At 42.0% G+C, this 19,794-nt stretch carries 26 protein-coding genes, 1 tRNA gene and 1 pseudogene; 19 read left to right on the top strand and 9 right to left on the bottom strand.

Going from position 1 to position 19,794, the window contains the following annotated elements; all coding sequences use genetic code 11:
* Positions 1-11: 11 nt before the first annotated feature.
* Together GC093_RS09095 and GC093_RS09090 are read right to left on the bottom strand one after the other, a co-directional pair.
* Complete coding sequence (locus GC093_RS09095) at positions 12-350, bottom strand: L,D-transpeptidase (RefSeq protein ID WP_171651682.1); 339 nt, start codon at positions 348-350, stop codon at positions 12-14.
* Positions 351-383: 33 nt separating this feature from the next.
* Positions 384-851: an Hsp20/alpha crystallin family protein gene (locus tag GC093_RS09090; protein WP_216624559.1), complete on the bottom strand. Its 468-nt coding sequence runs from the start codon at positions 849-851 to the stop codon at positions 384-386.
* A 147-nt stretch (positions 852-998) separates the two neighbouring features.
* Here GC093_RS09090 and GC093_RS09085 point away from each other — a divergent pair, with 147 nt between their 5' ends.
* The 5 genes and pseudogenes from GC093_RS09085 to GC093_RS09065 all read left to right on the top strand — a co-directional run bounded on the left by GC093_RS09085 (position 999) and on the right by GC093_RS09065 (position 2,817).
* Positions 999-1,235 (top strand): spore germination protein, encoded by a 237-nt coding sequence (locus GC093_RS09085; protein WP_171651538.1) that lies wholly within the window; start codon positions 999-1,001, stop codon positions 1,233-1,235.
* 1 nt (position 1,236) lies between these two features.
* Complete coding sequence (locus tag GC093_RS09080) at positions 1,237-1,443, top strand: spore germination protein GerPB (protein WP_171651537.1); 207 nt, start codon at positions 1,237-1,239, stop codon at positions 1,441-1,443.
* Positions 1,444-1,526: 83 nt separating this feature from the next.
* Entirely contained in the window at positions 1,527-2,192 is a 666-nt protein-coding gene (gerPC, locus tag GC093_RS09075; protein ID WP_171651536.1) for a spore germination protein GerPC, read from the top strand.
* Positions 2,189-2,362 (top strand): annotated as a pseudogene (locus GC093_RS36605) (spore germination protein GerPD); the annotation flags it as partial. The gene gerPC and the pseudogene GC093_RS36605, both read left to right, overlap by 4 nt.
* Positions 2,363-2,445: 83 nt before the next feature.
* Positions 2,446-2,817, top strand: a complete 372-nt coding sequence (locus GC093_RS09065) for a spore germination protein GerPE (protein WP_171651535.1) — start codon at positions 2,446-2,448, stop codon at positions 2,815-2,817.
* A 2-nt stretch (positions 2,818-2,819) separates the two neighbouring features.
* Here the strand turns inward: GC093_RS09065 and GC093_RS09060 are convergent, their stop codons facing one another.
* Positions 2,820-2,963, bottom strand: coding sequence for a hypothetical protein (locus GC093_RS09060; protein ID WP_171651534.1), 144 nt, complete (start codon positions 2,961-2,963; stop codon positions 2,820-2,822).
* 155 nt (positions 2,964-3,118) lie between these two features.
* Here GC093_RS09060 and GC093_RS09055 point away from each other — a divergent pair, with 155 nt between their 5' ends.
* The 3 genes from GC093_RS09055 (at position 3,119) to GC093_RS09045 (ending at position 4,462) form a co-directional block, all read left to right on the top strand.
* Entirely contained in the window at positions 3,119-3,814 is a 696-nt protein-coding gene (locus GC093_RS09055) for a YqjF family protein (RefSeq protein ID WP_171651681.1), read from the top strand.
* A gap of 101 nt (positions 3,815-3,915) precedes the next feature.
* Positions 3,916-3,997, top strand: a tRNA-Leu gene (locus tag GC093_RS09050).
* A gap of 162 nt (positions 3,998-4,159) precedes the next feature.
* Positions 4,160-4,462, top strand: coding sequence for a hypothetical protein (locus tag GC093_RS09045; RefSeq protein ID WP_171651533.1), 303 nt, complete (start codon positions 4,160-4,162; stop codon positions 4,460-4,462).
* 148 nt (positions 4,463-4,610) lie between these two features.
* On the opposite strand, the gene GC093_RS09040 is transcribed toward GC093_RS09045, so the two are convergent.
* Positions 4,611-4,817: a DUF1657 domain-containing protein gene (locus tag GC093_RS09040; protein WP_171651532.1), complete on the bottom strand. Its 207-nt coding sequence runs from the start codon at positions 4,815-4,817 to the stop codon at positions 4,611-4,613.
* A gap of 230 nt (positions 4,818-5,047) precedes the next feature.
* Here GC093_RS09040 and GC093_RS09035 point away from each other — a divergent pair, with 230 nt between their 5' ends.
* Both GC093_RS09035 and GC093_RS09030 read left to right on the top strand, forming a co-directional pair.
* Entirely contained in the window at positions 5,048-5,908 is an 861-nt protein-coding gene (locus tag GC093_RS09035; RefSeq protein WP_171651531.1) for a DUF421 domain-containing protein, read from the top strand.
* 99 nt (positions 5,909-6,007) lie between these two features.
* Positions 6,008-6,586 carry a YitT family protein gene (locus GC093_RS09030; protein WP_171651530.1) on the top strand — a complete coding sequence of 193 codons (579 nt, stop codon included), beginning with the start codon at positions 6,008-6,010 and terminating at the stop codon, positions 6,584-6,586.
* 146 nt (positions 6,587-6,732) lie between these two features.
* Here GC093_RS09030 and GC093_RS09025 read toward each other — a convergent pair whose 3' ends face one another.
* Positions 6,733-6,912: a hypothetical protein gene (locus GC093_RS09025; protein WP_171651529.1), complete on the bottom strand. Its 180-nt coding sequence runs from the start codon at positions 6,910-6,912 to the stop codon at positions 6,733-6,735.
* A gap of 180 nt (positions 6,913-7,092) precedes the next feature.
* Positions 7,093-7,398: a hypothetical protein gene (locus GC093_RS09020; RefSeq protein ID WP_216624558.1), complete on the bottom strand. Its 306-nt coding sequence runs from the start codon at positions 7,396-7,398 to the stop codon at positions 7,093-7,095.
* A 224-nt stretch (positions 7,399-7,622) separates the two neighbouring features.
* Between GC093_RS09020 and GC093_RS09015 the strand changes: the two genes are divergently transcribed.
* Complete coding sequence (locus GC093_RS09015; RefSeq protein ID WP_312886490.1) at positions 7,623-8,561, top strand: aldo/keto reductase; 939 nt, start codon at positions 7,623-7,625, stop codon at positions 8,559-8,561.
* A 374-nt stretch (positions 8,562-8,935) separates the two neighbouring features.
* Here the strand turns inward: GC093_RS09015 and GC093_RS09010 are convergent, their stop codons facing one another.
* Complete coding sequence (locus GC093_RS09010) at positions 8,936-9,688, bottom strand: PAS domain-containing protein (RefSeq protein ID WP_171651527.1); 753 nt, start codon at positions 9,686-9,688, stop codon at positions 8,936-8,938.
* A 166-nt stretch (positions 9,689-9,854) separates the two neighbouring features.
* On the opposite strand from GC093_RS09010, the gene fumC reads away from it, so the two are divergent.
* The gene (fumC, locus tag GC093_RS09005; protein ID WP_171651526.1) at positions 9,855-11,243 is read left to right on the top strand and encodes a class II fumarate hydratase; all 1,389 of its coding nucleotides are present in this window, start codon (positions 9,855-9,857) and stop codon (positions 11,241-11,243) included.
* A gap of 42 nt (positions 11,244-11,285) precedes the next feature.
* Positions 11,286-11,915 carry an NUDIX hydrolase gene (locus tag GC093_RS09000; RefSeq protein WP_171651525.1) on the top strand — a complete coding sequence of 210 codons (630 nt, stop codon included), beginning with the start codon at positions 11,286-11,288 and terminating at the stop codon, positions 11,913-11,915.
* A gap of 92 nt (positions 11,916-12,007) precedes the next feature.
* Here GC093_RS09000 and GC093_RS08995 read toward each other — a convergent pair whose 3' ends face one another.
* Together GC093_RS08995 and GC093_RS08990 are read right to left on the bottom strand one after the other, a co-directional pair.
* Entirely contained in the window at positions 12,008-12,271 is a 264-nt protein-coding gene (locus GC093_RS08995) for a DUF2533 family protein (protein ID WP_171651524.1), read from the bottom strand.
* 270 nt (positions 12,272-12,541) lie between these two features.
* On the bottom strand, positions 12,542-12,784 hold the full coding sequence (locus GC093_RS08990) for a hypothetical protein (RefSeq protein ID WP_171651523.1): 243 nt from the start codon (positions 12,782-12,784) through the stop codon (positions 12,542-12,544).
* 176 nt (positions 12,785-12,960) lie between these two features.
* On the opposite strand from GC093_RS08990, the gene GC093_RS08985 reads away from it, so the two are divergent.
* The 6 genes from GC093_RS08985 (at position 12,961) to GC093_RS08960 (ending at position 19,783) form a co-directional block, all read left to right on the top strand.
* Complete coding sequence (locus GC093_RS08985) at positions 12,961-13,860, top strand: phosphotransferase family protein (protein ID WP_171651522.1); 900 nt, start codon at positions 12,961-12,963, stop codon at positions 13,858-13,860.
* Positions 13,861-13,910: 50 nt separating this feature from the next.
* The gene (locus GC093_RS08980) at positions 13,911-14,579 is read left to right on the top strand and encodes a YdeI/OmpD-associated family protein (RefSeq protein WP_171651521.1); all 669 of its coding nucleotides are present in this window, start codon (positions 13,911-13,913) and stop codon (positions 14,577-14,579) included.
* Positions 14,580-14,765: 186 nt separating this feature from the next.
* Positions 14,766-16,808: a penicillin-binding transpeptidase domain-containing protein gene (locus tag GC093_RS08975; protein WP_171651520.1), complete on the top strand. Its 2,043-nt coding sequence runs from the start codon at positions 14,766-14,768 to the stop codon at positions 16,806-16,808.
* A 409-nt stretch (positions 16,809-17,217) separates the two neighbouring features.
* On the top strand, positions 17,218-17,751 hold the full coding sequence (locus GC093_RS08970) for a cysteine hydrolase family protein (protein WP_171651519.1): 534 nt from the start codon (positions 17,218-17,220) through the stop codon (positions 17,749-17,751).
* 20 nt (positions 17,752-17,771) lie between these two features.
* Positions 17,772-19,214 (top strand): nicotinate phosphoribosyltransferase, encoded by a 1,443-nt coding sequence (locus GC093_RS08965; RefSeq protein ID WP_171651518.1) that lies wholly within the window; start codon positions 17,772-17,774, stop codon positions 19,212-19,214.
* Positions 19,215-19,516: 302 nt separating this feature from the next.
* Positions 19,517-19,783: a DUF1294 domain-containing protein gene (locus GC093_RS08960; RefSeq protein WP_171651679.1), complete on the top strand. Its 267-nt coding sequence runs from the start codon at positions 19,517-19,519 to the stop codon at positions 19,781-19,783.
* The last annotated feature ends 11 nt before the right edge of the window (positions 19,784-19,794 follow it).

The raw sequence follows: 19,794 nt of genomic DNA, 5'->3' as shown, positions 1-19,794 counted from the left end.
GTGAAGGGTGATTAGGCCCTGATTGTTACTTTTGTACCAATCGATACGAGTTTGGATAAAGCTAGGACATCTTCATTATACATTCGAATGCAGCCGTGGGATACTTCGTGACCGACTGAAATAGGAGAGTTCGTTCCATGAATCCCATAGTGAGGCCGTGAAAGTCCCATCCAAAAGGCGCCAAAAGGCCCTCCTGGATTTGGGACTTTATTAATGATGGTATAGATTCCAATGGGAGTCTTTGTTAGTTCCTTTCCAATACCAATAGGAAATCCGCGTATAACCTTCTCGTCATCCAATAGATATAGCATACGATCCGATAAATCAACAATGATACGCTTCACGGAAATCACTCCTTTTCTGCGGATAGGGGGGGTTAAGAGCTATATATATCGAATGGAAACCTCACGGTAGGTTTTGTTGAGCTTTTTCTTACGAATTTTTATTTGTAAGATTCCTTCCTTATAAGTAGCCTTAGCAGTGCTCGGAACAACAAGGCAAGGCAGTCGAATGAGCTGGTTTTTTTTATTGTCGAGCTGTCCTTCAATTTTAATGAGATCCGGTCTAACTTTTACTGCAGGATTAACCTCATAGGATATCGGGGTTTTAACGATAACATGATAATGGGTTTCAAATACTTCTGCTTTGCTATTACTTTGAGTGACTTTTTGCATGCCGTTTTGGGGCATCGTTTTATTAAGTATGTTTTGAACGTAACCTTCTATCCAGGATGTATCCTTTAATAATTCCATTTGTTTACTTGTCGGCAATGCTGGCAGTTTGCTACCAAGTAAATTTTCAATTTCATGCCATTGAGACGGTTTGTTATTATTTCCATTATTGGTCATCATGCACTGCTCCTCTCCGCCCAGTTCTCTTTTATGTATATGATAGGAAAAGCGGAGTTGATACAATAAGGAATAATGATCGAGGCACAAAGTAGCCTATAGGCGATTGCTGACATACACTAATCTATGAATGGAAAAAGGAGAATGTCTATGCCGTCAATTGTAGGCAACATCAAAGTAATAAGCGTAGGCAACAGTTCTATCGTACAAATAGGGGATGCTGTGCAGCTTTCACCTTCCAGCAGTTCCAAAACGTTCGCGGGAGCGGGTTCATTTAATATAGGCGATTTTGCACATACGAACAATGCGATCAGCAGTACAATTACTAATGATCAAGACGTGGAGGATTTGGGCCAAACCAACGTTGGGAATCAGGGGGTCGTTTAGGATGAATTTGGTGGTTAATCAAAACATAGTGATTCATCAGTTGAAGGTAAATTATGTAACGAATTCCTCGGTGCTCCAGATTGGGACTGCCGGCTTGATTAAACCTCTTTCCAATTTATATAATTCTGGTGGTAATAAGGAGCCGGCGGCTGAAATACATGCTTCATCTTCAGTCATTTCTCTCGTACCGTTGCCGAATCCGACTTAAGCAGAGTGAACAGTAGTAGTCAACATGGGCTAACACCTACTTCTAGTCATTTGCATAAAATGGATGGAGGAGGTGCTGTGATTATGAATTATTGGCAGCAATGGGCTCAATATATTCAACAAATGCAACGTGAGATGGAAATGCAGTCTAGGAAGATTACTGAAATGGAAAAATCCATAGTTGTCTTGCAAACATCTATCGTTGCCATGCAGACGGAGATGAAAAGCTGGAAAGAGCAAAAAAGGATTCATATTGATAAAGTGGAGTATAAGTTTGATCAATTGAAGGTAGAAAAGCTGGATGGAACACTAAATATCGGGCTTATTCCGAGTGCATTAGAGGACATTGCTGTAAATGGGAGCGCGGTATCTCCGGAGGATAAGACAGCTGCGGATGTAGATATAATGCAAGTCGATCAGCAGATTAAGCCGGGAGTAGAGCTGCAAAAGGAGCTTGCTAGAGATTTGAAGAAATATGTAGAGAAGCAGGTACCGAAACAGTTGGGAGAGCTTCAAATACAATATGGTGAGCAGTTAGACTCATGGCATCAAAAAATGATTGTTGAAGATTTATTAAAACAGACGGATACACGTATTGACTATTATTTACGTCAGAAGAGCCCTGGAGCTACCGCTGATCAGATATCCTCAATTAAGGATGCGGTGCTTTTTAGAACCCAAAATGATATCAGAGCTGCGGTAGACAGCTACTATAATAAATTTATAACAAAGAAAGTCGGTGACTCATGAATATTCAAGTGACGAATAAGGCGTTATGTGTTGGAGATGTAAGAATAATCGGAGTTTCGAGCTCATCTGTATTTTTGATCGGAGATACGGAGCAAATCATATGCTCTTCGATTATGGATACATCTCCAGAGGCTGTAATAGTCGGCAGTAATTATTACTTAGACCCTGAGGCTAAGAAGGAGGAGAATAAGGAGGAGAATAAAGAAGATAAAGAGGAGAACGAGAACGGGGACAATAAGGAGGATAACGGCTCATGAACCGCGTTTCTGTTGTTAAGGATATGAAGGTAAATTCGGTATCGCAAGCATCTATATTACAAGTTGGAGATAATGAGCTGATCAAGCCAGTTTCTAAGGCGTTAGCTGTTCAAAGAAAAGTACCTGATTTCAAGGGAGATGAGGGTAACTTTGATGATTTTGGAATTTTCTCACGAGAGCTTCCACTTCCTCCAACAGAAAATGAGGCTGTTAAGATGTTAATTGATAATGGAAGCAGTCGAATTCAAGTTGGGGGGATTTTCATATATGGGATTGCTGCGGCTTCTGTTTTTCAAGTCGGAAACAATAAGAAAATACAAGCCGAATCGCGAATTAAGCAAATTCGGCAAAATATTAATGGAGAATAGTTCTAAGAACGGCTTACTTCATTCTCTTCAGCGTATGCGATAAGAACGATATTTTCATTGGCGTCAGCTCGAATGCGCTCTTCTAATTGTTTAATTTCAGACAGTATTTCTGGTGAAAGTTGGGCGAGAGAAAATTGAGGGATCATAGTAACCTCCTACATAGTTATTTACAACTATTTTGTCCATTTGTATGCTATGTTAAGCTTAATATTCGTAAAAGTTTAGAGTGGGAGAGTGATAATTCTTGAGACAACCCTTTTCTACTGCTCATAGACCGTGGCCACTGCCTACAGGCTCTTGGATGATGAAGCAAACTTGGCTTGATTTATTATTCGCACATTGGCCGATCCGCTACAATCAGCTCCGTGAGCTTGTACCTCCGGGTCTTGAGTTAGATACATACGAAGGTTATGCATGGATTAGTATTGTACCGTTTCGTATGGATTCCATTCGAATGCGAGGGTTGCCCCCCATTCCATATACCAGTTCCTTTGAAGAGTTAAACGTTAGAACGTACGTTACGGTAGGGGACAAGCCAGGGGTCTATTTCTTTAGCTTAGATGCGGCGAATCGGCTAGCAGTCATGACTGCCAGGAGTTTTTTTTATCTGCCATATTTTAATGCTAATATGAAGCTGGAGGAAAGAGAAGGGGTCTATGATTATGTCAGCCATAGAAAAGACAAGCGGGGTGCATTAGTATCTTATGAAGGTACCTATTCGCCGGTTTCACCGGCATTCTACAGCAAACCAGGTACGATTGAACACTGGTTAACCGAAAGGTATTGCCTCTACAGCGTAGATAAACAAAACCAAGTTTGGCGCGGCGAGATACATCATCTTCCCTGGACACTGCATGCTGCTGAAGCTGATTTTAAGATCAACACGATGGCATTAGGTCAAGGCATTACCGTAATGGATACCAAGCCATTACTGCACTTTTCGAAGCAATTAGAGGTGCTAGTCTGGCCTATATCAAAGGTGAATAACCCCGAATAATGGTATGTTGTATCTAGTTGGTCCAAACTTCCGGTTATAGTGAGTTGCATTCAAGCAAGCACGTGTGGTATATTCGAATTCCAGTTGTTACTGCATACTTTGCGGTCGTGGTGGAACGGCAGACACGCCATCTTGAGGGGGTGGTGTCCCATGGACGTGCGGGTTCAAATCCCGCCGACCGCATACTGGTTTTGAAGGTTAATAATTGTGGATTGTTCTCATTGATTATGATTTGAAGTGAAACAACTAAGGGCGGCATTCATCTCGAGTGAATATCGTCCTTTTTATGATGCCGTTATGCGTTTCATGTTTATAAAGCAAGTAAAAGTTAGGCCGGAGGGGGGGATGAGCTATAGAAGAATTGACGCTTCTGTTGTTCGAGCGCATGGGAATATTACTTATGCTCACTTTTATATTGACGCGAATCCCCCTGTTCCGTCAGCTGCTGGAAAAATTCAAATGATAGGTGCCGTTATCGGCCTTTGTACGGGTCTGAACTCTTCCGTGCTGCTCGTTGTTATTGGCCCTAATGAATGGAACCGTCCATCGGATGGATCAAGCAGGGATCTTTCCACTCAAGCATCCTGGGATTGTATCTATTCCACTAGGATTTGCAGGCGGAATCCTAGGGTCGTTGGTCTCGTCTAAAGTGAAAAGGGTGGATCGGTTTCAACGGATGCAGGTTTCAGCCCATTTGGCCGTAGATGAGTTGGGGAAGCGGGAATAGGGATTGGAGCGGATCAACTAATACAGAAAAGCCCTGCATAAGTTGCATGGCTTTTCTGCAATGAGTATTTTAAAACCCTTTGTATTGGGGTTCCTCGTTTTCTAACTGTTGAACGCGTGATTGAATATCTTGAATCACCTGTGTAGTCGATTGTGATGCAGTGGTAAACATGTCCTTAGCTTCTTGATTCTGAGTGTTTAATGCAAATTGCTCTAAGCTAGCTTGAGCGCTCTTTAATGAAGCCAGGCAGGTTTTTACTTGTGCGGAAACTGTCATTTTAATTCCATCCTCTCTGTATTTCAGAAATTGTTCACTGCTTTTTTTATTAATTAGTGACTCCATATAATCTAACCTGTTGAATCAATAATCATGCAGGGAGATTGAGTCAATGTAAAAGTTAAAATAATGCTTAATAACCTTATTTTAATTTTGTAAAATCCCTTCTCTAATCAAATAATCTAAGTAAGGAAATTGCGAAATGATATGGAACAGGGAGGATATGTAAAATGCCGGAGTGGATTGAAGTAGCTGTAAGGACTTTGGTTGCAGTTGTAGCTTTATTTCTGATTACAAAGGTTTTAGGGAAACGACAAATTTCTCAACTCTCATTATTTGAGTATATAACGGGGATTACGATCGGCAGCTTGGCCGCGGTGATATCTCTGGATATTGAAGCCAATTGGTATTTGGGACTGGTGTCTATGGTAGTTTGGGGATCTGTTTCATTGGGAATTGAATTATTGCAATTAAAAAGCAAACGCGCGAGAAATTTTATAGACAGTAAAGCTACGGTTTTAATTAAAGACGGTAAAATTCAAGAGGATAATCTAAAGAAAGAACGTTTAACTACTGATGAGCTTCTGGAGCAATTGCGAAAGAGGAATGTGTTTAGAGCTGCTGATGTCGAATTTGCTATAATAGAATCTAGCGGGGATATTAATGTTTTGCTCAAAAAAGAGTATCAGCCGATAACTCCAGCTCATATGGGAATGAAAGTAGCACCTGAGCAAACGCCTCAAGCTGTCATAATGGATGGAGAAATGATGAAGGAACCACTTGCAGTCATGGGATTAAATCCGGGTTGGCTTAACAGAGAATTGGAAAAACAGGGGGTCCTTCTTGAAAATGTGTTTCTCGGACAGGTTGACTCTTATGGACAATTATATGTGGATTTATATGATGATAAAATCAAGGTTCCCGTTCCTCAAGAAAAAGCTGCATTATTAGCTACATTAAAAAAATGTGAGGCGGATATTGAGATGTTCAGCTTATCTACAGATGCGAAAGAGGCTAAGCAAATGTATGCTGGATGCTCAGAAGCTTTGGTTCAAGTTATTTCAGATGTAAAACCATATCTGCAAAGTTAATCCTTTATGGTTCATCTAAAAGATTATTTTGTATTTATTGCCAGTTTTTAAAAGAACAAGCATATAAATTAGACATGCTTTTTTTAGGGGCTGATTTATATGCTTTCTACACAAAAAATTATTGTGATTCTATTTGGAAGCTTGTTAATTGCTTGTGGAATTGATTTTTTTCTAGTTCCCTTTAAGGTACTGGATGGCGGGCTTATTGGAATTGCTCTCATTATTAACTATTTATTTAAAATAAAAATCGGAACGTTAATGATTATTGCGAGCCTACCTATCCTCATCTTAACGTGGATTCAACTACGCAAGATGTTCTATAGCAGTTTGTTAGGTATGGTAATTTCCTCGTTTTTAATTGACCTGCTGGAACCGTTTCAATATTATTTTTTATATTATGTTGAATTGACACCTTTTACGAGTTCGGTCTTGGGAGGGTTTCTTTTAGGTGCCGGAATTGGAATCATGTTAAGGTATGAAGTGAGCACAGGGGGAACTGACTTATTGGCACAAATTATGTCCATGCGTTCGTTTATGAATGTAGGTATCATTATATTTGTGTCGGATGCTGTTATCATTAGCTTGGGCGGACTGCTTCTATCTATGGAAACGTTTATATTGTCTATCCTTACCGTCACCGCGGGAGGGATTGCAACCAGTATTTGTACCATGAAATAAACTGAGAATGGTTCTAGAAGCGCTATATGCTGCTGCAGCGACGTGATCAGTCCGGGGTAGGGGTAGTTACATGGTTGCATCAAAAAAGATCAAGGAGCTCTTGGAATTAACCTGAGCAACTGATCTTTTCTAAATAATAAGTCGGTTTATTTATTGTTGCTCTGTGTTATTTCAATCTTATGGTTCTCTAATTGAACTACACCATCACTGGTACCGGTAAAGAACATATCACTTAACTGCTCTTGTGTTATTGATTGGCCCTCTTCTACAAAAGCATTTTCGTCAGACTGCAGTTCACTTTGCTGCGGCTGGTATTGTTTTTCCATCTAGGTTATCCCACTCCTTATCAGTTGAAGGTACTCGACTACTAATGTCCCACTACATAACGCTTCTATACCTTCCTCTGAAAAATAATACCCTACATCCTCCAGACAAACAGAACTGCTCGTGTATACGCCAAAAAAAGCCTGACATAAAGTCAGACTTTCTTAGTAATCTTAAATAATCTAGAAAAAGTCTTCACCGCCAAAGCCGCTGGCAGCTCCCAAAATTACAACGAAAAGAATGAAGAATAATGCATATATTACGATGAAAATAGCAGCCAATAGTAATGAGGCTTTAGAATAGTTTTTCTTATTTGGATTAGCGCTGTCGCCAAATGCCCAAATAAACAGCATAATAATGTTGACTACGGGAATAGCACTTACAATAAAAGTTAGAATCCAATCCTTAACCGTCATCACGGGTGCTTGCTGAATATAAGGACTTTGATAAGCAGCGGCAGGCTGTTGATAAGGAACTTCAGTACTCATGATTATCACCTCACTGGATTATTATGTAAACGGATAGGTACCAAATCATTTTAACTGGAGGTTTCCTATTCGTCAATACTTTACAAAGCTTGTCAATATATTATTATTTTCGACGGCTCTTCTTTAAAATTGGAAAATTACGCAAGTGTTGGTTATGATAGAGCTATCGCATTAGGCTTGTTAGAGAAGTTTTAGTGCGAGTAAAGTTTCATATGAGGGAGAGAGTGCAATTGAAGACAACAGCATTAGGCAAAACAGAAATCCAGGTTTCAAACATTACTTTTGGCTGCTGGGAGCTTGGAGGGGGGCCTTGGGAGTTCACTAGCGATGATAATAATATTAAGGCTATCCAGGCTGCATTTGAGATGGGAATTACTACCTTTGATACCGCTGAGGGTTATGGAGCAGGCCATTCTGAAGAAGTGGTAGGCGCCGCTTTGGAAGGAATGCGGAAAGAAACGGTCATTTCAACTAAAGTCAGCCGGGCTAATCTAGCACCTGGTGATGTTCGTCGTTCTGCAGAAAGCAGCTTGAAACGATTGAAAACAGATTATATTGATATTTATTATATACATTGGCCAAGCTTCGAGATACCTGTATCGGAAACCTTGGGTGAATTTAATAAACTGAAGGAAGAAGGCTTAATTCGCGCTATTGGGGTGTCTAATTTCTCTTTAGAGCAGTTGAAAGAAGCATCAAGCTTCGCTCAAATTGACGTTATTCAGCCTGAATACAGCCTGCTGCATCGTTCCATAGAAGAAGAGATCATTCCTTATTGTGCACAGGAGAACATTGGCATAATGAGCTACAGTTCCATTGCGAAAGGAATTTTAACAGGGGCGTTTCATCTGGGCGGTAAACAATTGGACGAAGAGGATTTCCGGAGTAAAAGGCGGTTATTCTATCCTGAGCATATGGAAAAGTCCAGAGAATTGATAGTATTGCTTAAAGAGATTGCTGATGGAAGAAATAAGGCTATCTCTCAGGTTGCCATTAGCTGGCTGCTGCATCAGCATGCTTTAACTACAGCGATTGTGGGATCCCAAAGCATTAAGCATATGAAAGAAAATGTCGAAGCAGTGGACATGATTCTTTCGTCTGATGAATTAATTGCTTTGGAAACCACAAGCCGTAAAGTCATTGCTGAAATAGACGCTCCTTAAACAGGGCTCTATCTGAATTCTGAATTGTATCAACTAGCACTTAAGCTATTACTGCCTGTCATAAAAAACACCGACTGAGTACTAAAACAATGAAAGCCCTACCTCTCTTTCATCCTTGCGGCTCCTTGACCGCGCCAGTGTGGATCAGTAACACGAATACTAACTCTTAGGGTTGTTGGAATTAAGTGATTTTTATGGGTGGTAGTACAAAAAAGCGAACCGAGGTAATTTGATGGAGGGGTTGCTTGCTTTTGATACAATTTATCAATTATACTACCTGGACAGAAATAAAGCAATAGAAAATATGAAAATAGACAACGGATGAGTCTCTGATGGAGAATCATCCGTTGTTTTTAGTGAAGTACGATTAGAAATTATAAACAGGCTAACAGCAACGGAGGAACTATAGATTCATTTAATGCTCCAAAACCTTCCGCTCGAATTAGCACAAAAGCAACCTTGATTACATCATTATTTCCGTTTACTAATGGTTTAACAATAACTCGAAGCTTTACAGGTCCAACTTCATACAACCCGTTGGTATGAAAGGCGACTTGCTTTTCTTGCCTGTATTCAATAGCCTTGGAGACACTGCGTTTTACCTTCATTAAATCGGCTTCGTCTATATAAGAATAGAGAGAGGCACCGGGCATGCCTGTTTCCAATGTAAATGGAAGAGGTTCATAATGATTATGAATAGTGCAAATGTTCAAATTCTCGTCTAAAATGCCGGATGCTAAGATGGGCTTGTTTCTAACCTGGCTGGCAATCCACTTCTTCTCAGAGATTTCTTTGACAACATGGAAATATATTTCTTTATCTCCCCAGTGTACCTTACTGCTGTGTACCTCAACATTTAATTTAACCCCATTGTGCCCAAGAAGCTGTTCCTCTGAGAATAAGTAGCCTTTTAGCTGAAGGCGTTGTTTTTTTAATAATTGTTTTTTTGAGGATTCAGGCACATAGAGTGTATGGGGATTAATGATGAGCAATTCAGATTTCGAAAGACCAATCAATTTGGCAAAGGCGTTATTCATTTCTATAAATTTTGTTTCATTGTCATCGTCTTCGAAAGTGTAATACATACCCTCTATTGCATCTGTGAAACGGCTATCTAAGGTGTCCATGGTAGTATAATCCTCCTCGGTAAATATCGTACTATTAACCTATTTAAACATTATTTACGGAATAGAAACAGTTTTGTAGCAGATAGTTTCAAAAAAGTTTTTTCCAGCAGATTCGTGCAAAATGGGTACAATAGTATAAGTATCAAAAAACGGAGGTGTATTGGGAATGGATTATAGGTTAGAACGCGATACAATGGGGGAAATACGAGTGCCAGCAGATAAGCTGTGGGGAGCCCAAACTCAACGGAGCAGTGAGAATTTCAGAATCGGAACAGAACGGATGCCGTTAGAGGTCGTACAGGCCTTTGCATTACTCAAGAAATCGGCCGCGATGGCGAATTTGAGGCTGGGGAAGCTTGAACAGGAGAAAGCGGAGGCAATAGTAACAGCGGCGGATGAAATCATTGCAGGCCAATGGGATGACCACTTTCCGCTTGTTGTATGGCAGACGGGGAGCGGGACGCAGTCCAATATGAATGTCAACGAAGTAATTGCACATCGTGCCAATCAGCTTCTAGAGGCGAAGGAGAGCGAGACCAGAATACATCCTAATGATGATGTAAACCGGTCCCAGAGCTCGAATGATACGTTTCCGACCGCTCTCCATATAGCTGGAGTGCTTGCGGTTGAGGAACGGCTATTGCCTGCGCTGGAGGAGCTAAAGGAAACGCTGCGTCAGAAGATGGAGGCTTTCGCTGATATTGTAAAAATCGGCCGCACTCATCTGCAGGATGCAACTCCGTTGACGTTAGGTCAGGAAATCAGCGGATGGTGGGCCATGCTGGATAAAACAAGTCGGATGATCGCAGATAGCATTGGAACGATGAAGGAACTGGCAATAGGCGGTACTGCTGTAGGTACAGGCTTGAATGCTCATCCCCAATTTGGTGAGTTTGCAGCGGAAGAAATCAGCAAGGGAAGCGGCAAGGCGTTTATATCCTCAGATAATAAATTTCATGCATTGACAAGCCATGACCAAGTAGTCTATGCTCACGGTGCACTTAAGGCACTTGCAGCGGATTTGATGAAAATAGCTAATGATGTGCGATGGCTGGCTAGTGGTCCTCGTTGCGGTATTGGTGAAATCTCTATTCCAGAGAATGAACCGGGTAGCTCGATTATGCCAGGTAAAGTAAATCCGACACAAAGCGAAGCTATGACTATGGTAGCCTGCCAGGTGATGGGCAATGACGCGACGATTGGATTTGCAGCCAGTCAAGGTAATTTTGAGCTGAATGTATTCAAGCCAGTTATTATATATAATTTTCTCCAAACAGCTAGATTGCTGACCGATACAATGGTTTCCTTCAATGAGCATTGTGCAGTGGGAATAGAACCGAATCGAGAAGTAATTCAGCGTTACCTGGAGCAGTCGTTGATGCTGGTTACAGCGCTGAATCCTCATATCGGGTACGAGAATGCCGCTTCTATCGCGAAGACGGCACATAAGCAAGGTCTGTCCCTTAAGGAAGCTGCGCTGCGCAGCGGACTTCTGACGGAAGAGCAATTTGATACTTATGTTCGACCTGAGGATATGATTCATAATTACAAGTAACATGGAACTATAAGCTGTTAATGACAGTAAGGGGATTATTATATGGCACAAGCTGAAGAATTTTTTGATATCTATGATGACCATTTAAATCCGATAGGCACTGCAAGTCGCAAAGAGGTGCACTCTCAAGGCTTATGGCATCGCACGTTTCAGTGCTGGATTGTAAATGAGCAGGATGGAAATAGGACCCTTTTATTTCAAAAAAGACATCCTCAAAAAGATACATTTCCCGGATTGCTGGACATTTCTTGTGCAGGACATCTGCTTGCTGGAGAAAAGATAGAAAATGGTAACCGTGAATTGGAAGAGGAGCTCGGGGTATCTGTTGATTTCGAATTGCTTGAGCCATGCGGTGTTTTGTTAGATGAGAAGAGACTGGCAGACGGGTTGATAGACCGTGAGATATGCCATATTTTCGTATACAGGTCCAATCAACCACTGGATTCCTATAAGCTTCAATCGGATGAGGTGACGGGATTGTACCGTGTTTCTATAGAGGATGTAAGACGATTAGCCAAACAGGAAACAGGAGGAGATAAAATCCGAGCTGCCGGAGTGGAGACGAATATAGCTGGTATATTGGAGCCTGTAGAACGCTTGTTTGGTGATGATGAATTTGTGCCCAGAGCTTCCTCTTATTATGAGATGATGTTGAAAGTAGTAGAAAAATGATGGTGATTTCCTATTAAATGGAATAAGAAAAGCTCTGTTCAGGTAGTCCTGTTCAGAGCTTTTCTGCCGATCAGTCAATGGGTCCGTAATAATTAGTGAGATGTACGGTTGACATATTGTTCTACCATGCTGGTTGTAACATAGGGACGCGTTGGAGATATACCATGCTTGGCATGCTCATTGATGCTGGCGGTGATTCTGTTAATGGCATCGATAGTGTAGGGTTGGCCGGATGTACATAGGGAAATGACGTGCTCTATAGCTTCTTCACGCTGTTGGTCAAGTTGTTGAAATACTTCAAGATGAGAATGCATTTTACGAGTGTGGCTTGTAATCGCTTCATGAACGGACGACATGGGAAAGCTCCTTTAGTTAAATGATATGTTGGTAGTTATAATACTACGAGAGGGTCCGGTCGGGCAAGATGTTGTTCCTAAAATAAGGTTGGACAGCTTTCGGCAAGGTTCTCATTCTTTGCAATAAATGCTAAGGTACGCATATATTAGATACGAAATGTATCATAATGTCGATTTGAGTATCAGTGTACTAAGAGGGCAATGGATATTGTCGAAGCAACAACTGTTATGTGTTTATTTGGACTGATCTTGTGTTGAATTATCGGAGACCTACTTCGGAGCAGTTACGCGATCAGCGGAATCTTGTGGCTTCAGCCGTTTTTCAAGGCCGAGTCGAAAGCTATAGCTAGATCCATCGTTTGGAATATCGGGCAGAACTGTATTAGGTTTGGTAGGAATTGGGTGGGGAATATAATCAAAATGAAGCGTCGATTGAAGTTTCCATGTATTCCAACCTGTTATAATAAGGCCTGCGGCAAATATGCAAAGCAACCATTTCTTCCACCGATCCATATGAGTTATTTCCTCCTAGCCTCATTGATTGATACTAAATGTATCATTAAATGCAGGTTATTTCCAGACCCTTTTTTACTGGAGCATGGAGTAGAGTAACAAAGGGTTGAGTTATGCTATAATTATTGGGATTGACTGTAAGAAAAGTCTGTAAGCTAGAGGGGATGAGCTGTTGAATGAATAACGTTGACAAGGTTATCAGACAGTTTCGCTTGCAGGTCCTTGAGGTACGGAATGTTCCAGAGTCATATAGCTCAGAGGTTTACCGAATTCAAACTGATTTTGGTCAAGACATGTACATCAAAATTCCATATAACAAGCAGAAGCTATACCGCGAGCATGAAATTTTAAAAAGACTCGATGGGCATCTGCCAGTTCCCAAGGTACTTGATTATTGGGAGGGCGATGATTCCATATCGGGGGCATTACTTTTGGAAGCTATCGATGGAGAGCCTGTGAGTGGACATGCCAGTCGAACACTTGCCTTTGAGATCGGCTGTCTTCATGCACAGCTCCATAATGTAGTGATGCCAGGTTATGGAGTTGATCATCCAGACGGCTTTCAACAGGTAGAGGGAAACGATTGGCGGGCCTATATTCAAGGGTGTTTTGGAGATTGTAAAAAAACCTGCCAAGAAGTTCTCGAGCCTGAGCTATATGACAAGTGTCTGGATTATTTTGATGGAGTCTTCAGCCAACTTCCTGAGCCAGATGGTCCTTGTTTAGTCCATATGGATTTCAGGCCGGGCAATCTTCTCGTTCGTGATGGAAGGCTGGTAGGATTGATTGATTTTGAAAGTGCTCGCGGGGGATCGTCGGAGGTTGATTTTACGAAGGTAGACCGGTATTTGCTCGCTAATGATCCACAGGCTAAGGAAAGCTATATTAAAGGCTACCAGAGTGTCAGGCCGATAATTGATTTAGATACAGTGTTGCCTTTTTATTCATTTTTTGATGCGTTCAGTGCTGTAGTTTGGTGCAAGACCAGAGGGCTGGAGAAAAATCGGTCGTTTTTAGACGAGAGTATAGGTGTACTACGTCATGCAACCGGTACTGTACTTCGTAAAGAGGTATAGCACCCTGCAGCAGTTCAGCTGATAGTAAGCTTTAAAGGAGTTGTAGCTAAATGGATGCTGAATTATTAAAAAAACTAAGAATTCAAAGCGGACAGCGAATTTTGCTTTTAAATGCGCCCGAAGGTTATAGAGAACGTTTAATACCTATGCCAGAACATACCTCGCTTGACACTCAACCGGAAGGTACCTACGATTTGGTTCATCTATTTGTGCGTAGTATCGCTGAGTTAGAGGTACATGCTCCTGTTGCCCTTCAAGCGGTCAAATACAATGCGCTCTTATGGATTACTTATCCGAAGAAAAGCTCCAAGCTTAAAACGGATCTTAGCAGGGACGAAGGCTGGAAGGTGATTAGTGAAGCTGGTTATGAAGGTGTCGCTTTAATTTCAATAGATGAAACTTGGTCAGCGATGAGGTTTCGCATAATAGATTTAGTAAATAGTACGGGTTCAAGGCGCGAGCGAATTGCTGCTAGAGCCGATAGGCCAGCCGCTATTCCAACCAAAGACCGGACACTGGAGATCCCCGACGATCTGCAGCAGGCATTGAATGAGAATCCAGAGGCTAGCGAGTTTTTTGCTGGCTTATCTTTCACTAACCGTAAAGAATATGTACGATGGGTAACGGATGCCAAAAGGGAAGAGACACGGACCGGGCGTGTTGAAAAATCCATTGAAAAGCTAACTAATAGCATTAAATCTCCTTTTCAAAAAGCATAGTGGAAAAGCATTATGAAGCTCTCGTCCTCAAATTTTGGGGAATGAGAGCTTTTTTAATGAAATTTTGATGAGGGAGGGCTAACATTGGCCGTTAGTGATTCATCAGGTAAATATGACCGTTTCTTCATGTTACAAGGAAACCATTTAGGCTAATATAAACTGAAGCTTAAACGGAAGGGGAATACCGTGATTACAAAACAAACGATTGCTATTCTAATGTTAATAGTTACTATGGCGATAGGTGCCGGCTGCAAGGAAAAAGGACCAACCTCAGAGGAAGTACTGCTACAATACATAACCGACTGGGAAAAAGGTGAATACAGCACTATGTATTCGATGCTTAGTGACAAAGCCAAAACGGTTATAACCCAAGAAGCTTTTAGTAAAAGGCATGAATCGATTTACGAAGGAATCGCCGCAAAAGGTTTGACAATCAAGCTTATACCCCAAACGCAGGATACAGCCAAAGGGAATAAACAAGGGTCAGAGAAAGAACCGGTAAAGCATCCAATTAAAGTCCAGATGGAGACGTTTGCGGGGCCGGTAGCGTTTGACAACCTTGCCATGATGGTGATGGAGAATAATATCTGGCATTTGGAGTGGAACCCTTCACTGCTGTTTCCTTCTCTGAAGGAGGAGGACAAAGTAAGAGTACAACAAATCAAAGCAGTTCGCGGAGAGATTACAGATCGTGATGGGAATGGACTGGCGATAAATGAGGAAAGGGCGGAAATTGGTATTATTCCCAACCGTTTGCCGAATCCACCTACAGAAGCCCTTCGGCAGTTAGCAGAGCTTATGAAATTGAATATAGAGGATATCGATAAGAAAAGAAATGCGTCCTGGGTGAAGCCGGATTTCTTTGTTCCTGTTGCGTTGATTTCGCGGTCGGATAAGCGATTAGCAGCTGCAACTTCTATTCCCGGGGTTTCTTACCAACCTAAAAAAGTCCGAACTTATCCTCTTCAAGAAGCGGCAGCTCATTTAGTTGGTTATGTTGGCAAGCTAACTCAAGAGGAGTGGACGACCTACAAGGATAAGGGCTATCAGATTGATGATGATATTGGCAAGGCAGGCTTAGAACAGGTGCTTGAGGAGCGGTTAAGGGGTAAGGATGGAGGACGGATCTTTATATCCGATGTCAATGGCAAAGAAAAAGTCAACGTCGTCAAGCTGGAAGCACATAACGGAGAGAACATCAGACTTGCTATAAACGCAGATCTGCAAATGGAGATCTATCGGCAATTGGATTCGAATGCAGGAGTGGGAGCAGCACTTCACCCAATAACAGGTGACGTACTGGCGCTGGTAAGCTCACCTTCCTATGATCCAAATGTCTTTGTTGCCGGAGTCTCTGCTGGGCAGTGGAAGGAATGGAACGAAAACCCGGCTAAGCCGTTATTGAATCGATTCGCCCGTACGTTCTCGCCGGGTTCGGCATTTAAGCCGCTTACCGCCGCAATAGGTCTGCAAACAAAGACAATTGATCCGGTTCAATTGCGTGAAATACCAGGGCTTCATTGGAAGAAGGATACATCCTGGGGAAATTACGAGGTGACAAGGGTATCAGAGGCGGCAACTCAGGTGGATTTGCAAAAGGCGCTTCTCTACTCCGATAATATTTATTTTGCTCAAGCAGCATTGGAAATGGGGAAGGACAGCTTTATGCAAGAGGCTGGGAAATTCGGATTGGGTGAAAAGCTTCCTATCCCTTACCCATTGGACACTTCCACGTTAGTTAACAAAACCATGAAGAATGACATCCAACTAGCGGATTCCGGTTATGGGCAAGGAGAGGTTCAAATGAATCCGCTGCATGTGGCGGTGACATACACACCATTCGTCAATCAAGGAAACCTGATAGCACCTAAACTGCTGCTGGATTCAGCTAATGGGTCAACGAATGGGGAAGTATGGAAGAAAGCTGCTATGTCGGAACAAGTTGCTGCTCTCCTTCAGCAAGATTTAATACAGGTTATTGAGCATCCACAGGGAACAGGGCGTGGAGCCCGAATAAAGGGACTAACACTGGCGGGTAAAACAGGAACAGCGGAGTTGAAGCAAACTAAAGGTACACAAGGGAAAGAAGTGGGTTGGTTTGTTGCATTTAACGTTAAAAATCCCCAGCTGCTGATAGCTCTTATGATGGAGGATGTGCAAAGTCGAGGAGGCAGCCATGTTTTATCGCCAAAGATTAGTGCGATTTTTAAGTCATTTGTTAGGGAATAAGTAAGCATACAAATCTGAAAGACGATTTGAAACTTTTATATTTAATGAAGTTAAATTTATATATAGTTAAATAATATTTTTATTAATGAAGTTAAATATTAATGATTTTAAATATGTACATAAATCAAAATACATCCTACATAGGCTTGTTGGAACGCCGAAATCTGTTTTTTCTATGAATATTGACACGCATAATGCTGAAAAAAACAAAGGCCAATTGGTTGGTTGGATGGACACCTCCTCCTGTTTGAGAGGTTTTTTTACTTGGGATTAGGACCTGCTGGATATTGTGATGTGTCTGATTCTATGGCATTCTAATAAGGCATTCTGCTGCAAGTCAATGATTGTTCTATCGAGATTGTATCAGACTAAGAATACTGACGATACTTGATAAGGGAAGGTGTTTGATATGAAGGCTCTTATTGTAATTGATTATACAATCGATTTTGTAGTAGGAAAGCTTCCCTGCGGCCAACCTGCCATTGACATTGAAAATAAGATGGTGTCGTTAACGGAACGTTTTGTCGCTGAAGGGCATATGGTTGTCATGGCTGTAGATTTGCACGAGGAGGCCGACACCTTCCATCCAGAGCAGCGTTTGTTTCCGACGCATAATATCAGAGGAACTGAGGGTAGGAACCTCTACGGGAAATTGGATGGAGTATTTCAAGCCAATCGGAATTTAATCTATTGGATGGATAAGACTAGATATAGTGCTTTTTGCGGCACCGATTTGGAGTTGAAGCTGCAGGAGCGGGGGATTAAAGAAGTTCATCTGATAGGTGTCTGCACCGATATATGTGTTCTTCATACAGCAGTGGATGCTTACAACAAAGGTTATAAGGTTTATGTACATCGGGACGCGGTGGCTAGCTTTAACCAAGATGGACATGATTGGGCGCTTCGGCATTTCGAGCATGTGCTAGGAGCAACGGTATTGTAGTTGAAAGGGTTGATTCGCTAATGACTTACGACAATTTAACATTGCATACGGATAAATATCAGATCAATATGATGTATGCGCATTGGATACATGGGACTCACGAAAGCCGAGCTGTGTTCGAGGTGTTTTTCCGCAAGCTGCCATTTGGGAATGGGTATGCGGTTTTTGCTGGCTTGCAGCGAATTGTAGAGTACGTGAATAGCTTGCATTTCGATGATGAATGTATTCAGTATTTGCGAAAGCAAGAGGAGAATTATGATCCTCAATTTCTCGAGGAGCTGAGGAGGTTCAAGTTCACCGGGGATTTACTTGCAGTGGAAGAGGGGACGATTGTGTTCCCGAATGAGCCGCTTATCCGTGTTGAGGGCAAAATATTCGAAGCTCAGCTGCTCGAAACTGCGATATTGAATTTCATGAACTTTCAAACGTTGATTGCGACCAAAGCCTCACGAATTCGTCAAGTCGCACCTGATGATATTTTGATGGAGTTTGGTACAAGGAGAGCTCAAGAGGCTGATGCTGCGGTCTGGGGAGCACGTGCGGCCTATATAGCAGGCTTTGATGCGACCTCCAATATGCGAGCGGGTATGCTGTTCGATATTCCATCCAAAGGAACGCATGCCCATTCATGGGTGCAGGATCACGACAGTGAGGAAGAATCCTTCTACCGTTATGCCGCGGCGCTGCCCGATCAGGTAACATTGCTTGTAGATACGTATGATACATTAAGAAGCGGAGTCCCGCATGCCATTCAAGTGGCCAAAACCATGGAGCAGCAAGGAAAACGAATGGGAGGCATTCGATTGGATAGCGGAGACTTAGCCTATTTATCCAAAACAGCGCGTACCATGCTGGATGAAGCGGGGCTGTCCTATGTCAAAATCGTGGCCTCTAATGATCTGGATGAAAACATCATATTTAACCTGAAGTCCCAGGATGCGCGGATTGACAGCTGGGGAGTTGGCACACAGCTTATTACTGCGGCGGATCAACCAGCATTAGGCGGGGTTTACAAGCTGGTGGCGAGAGAAAAGGATGGGGAGTTCATACCTGTCATTAAAATATCGGGTAATCCGGAAAAGGTTTCAACTCCAGGAATTAAGGATGTATTCAGGCTGGTTAGCCTTGAAACCGGTAGAGCCGAAGCTGATTATGTATCACTCGCAGGTGAGACAGATGTTATGAGCGGGGAGAAGCTGAAGCTGTACGACAAGGTTCATCCTTACTTGTACAAATATATCGAACAGTACGAGGCTATCCCGCTTCTGCGGCATATCTTCGTTGATGGGCGCCAAGTTTACCGATTACCGAATCTGCAGGACATCCGAGTTTATCATCAAAAGCAGCTTGGTCTGTTCTGGCCAGAGTTCTTGCGGAAGTTGAATCCAGCTAAATATTTGGTCGACTTCAGCACTAAGGCATGGGAATTAAAGATGGAATTGATTCACAAGAATACGAAATAACTCTAATGGATTAGAAATGCGACGAAAAATCTGATTCCCTCCTAACGCACTTAGACAAGAACCTGAGGCATAGCCTCAGGTTCTTAATATGTGTGTTACACCTTAGTTCGTTCATCCTATGAAGTCCATGCAGTCGGCTGTTCACGAAATATTCTTGGTTTTGAACTGTACATGTGTCGATAAATGGGAGATGGGTATCTATTAGTCATCTGAATCTGCAATATAACAGTTGTTTGACTTCCCAAGAGGATCATATTGATTTATAGTCTAGTAGGGGAACGTTAAGGAAGGTGAGTAATAAATTGAAGTGGATCTATGTATACCTGATATTGATGAATATAATCGCCTTTGTTAGTATGGGACTGGATAAATCGAAAGCTAAACGTAAAGCAAGACGGATTTCTGAGAAACGATTGTTTACGTTTGCGGCTCTAGGTGGGGCTGCTGGCGCGTGGCTGGCTATGCGGCTATTTCGACATAAAACCAAGCATAAGTCTTTTGTTATAGGAATTCCTTTACTTTTGCTGCTGCATGTTGTTATTTTCTACTATTTTAAATTATGGACTTAATTATAATTTTT

Origin of the sequence: Paenibacillus foliorum, assembly GCF_013141765.1 — a bacterium.
Lineage (GTDB): Bacteria > Bacillota > Bacilli > Paenibacillales > NBRC-103111 > Paenibacillus_S > Paenibacillus_S foliorum.
The sequence above is the reverse complement of the archived record's forward strand: the minus strand, read 5'-3'. Positions and strand labels throughout refer to the sequence as shown.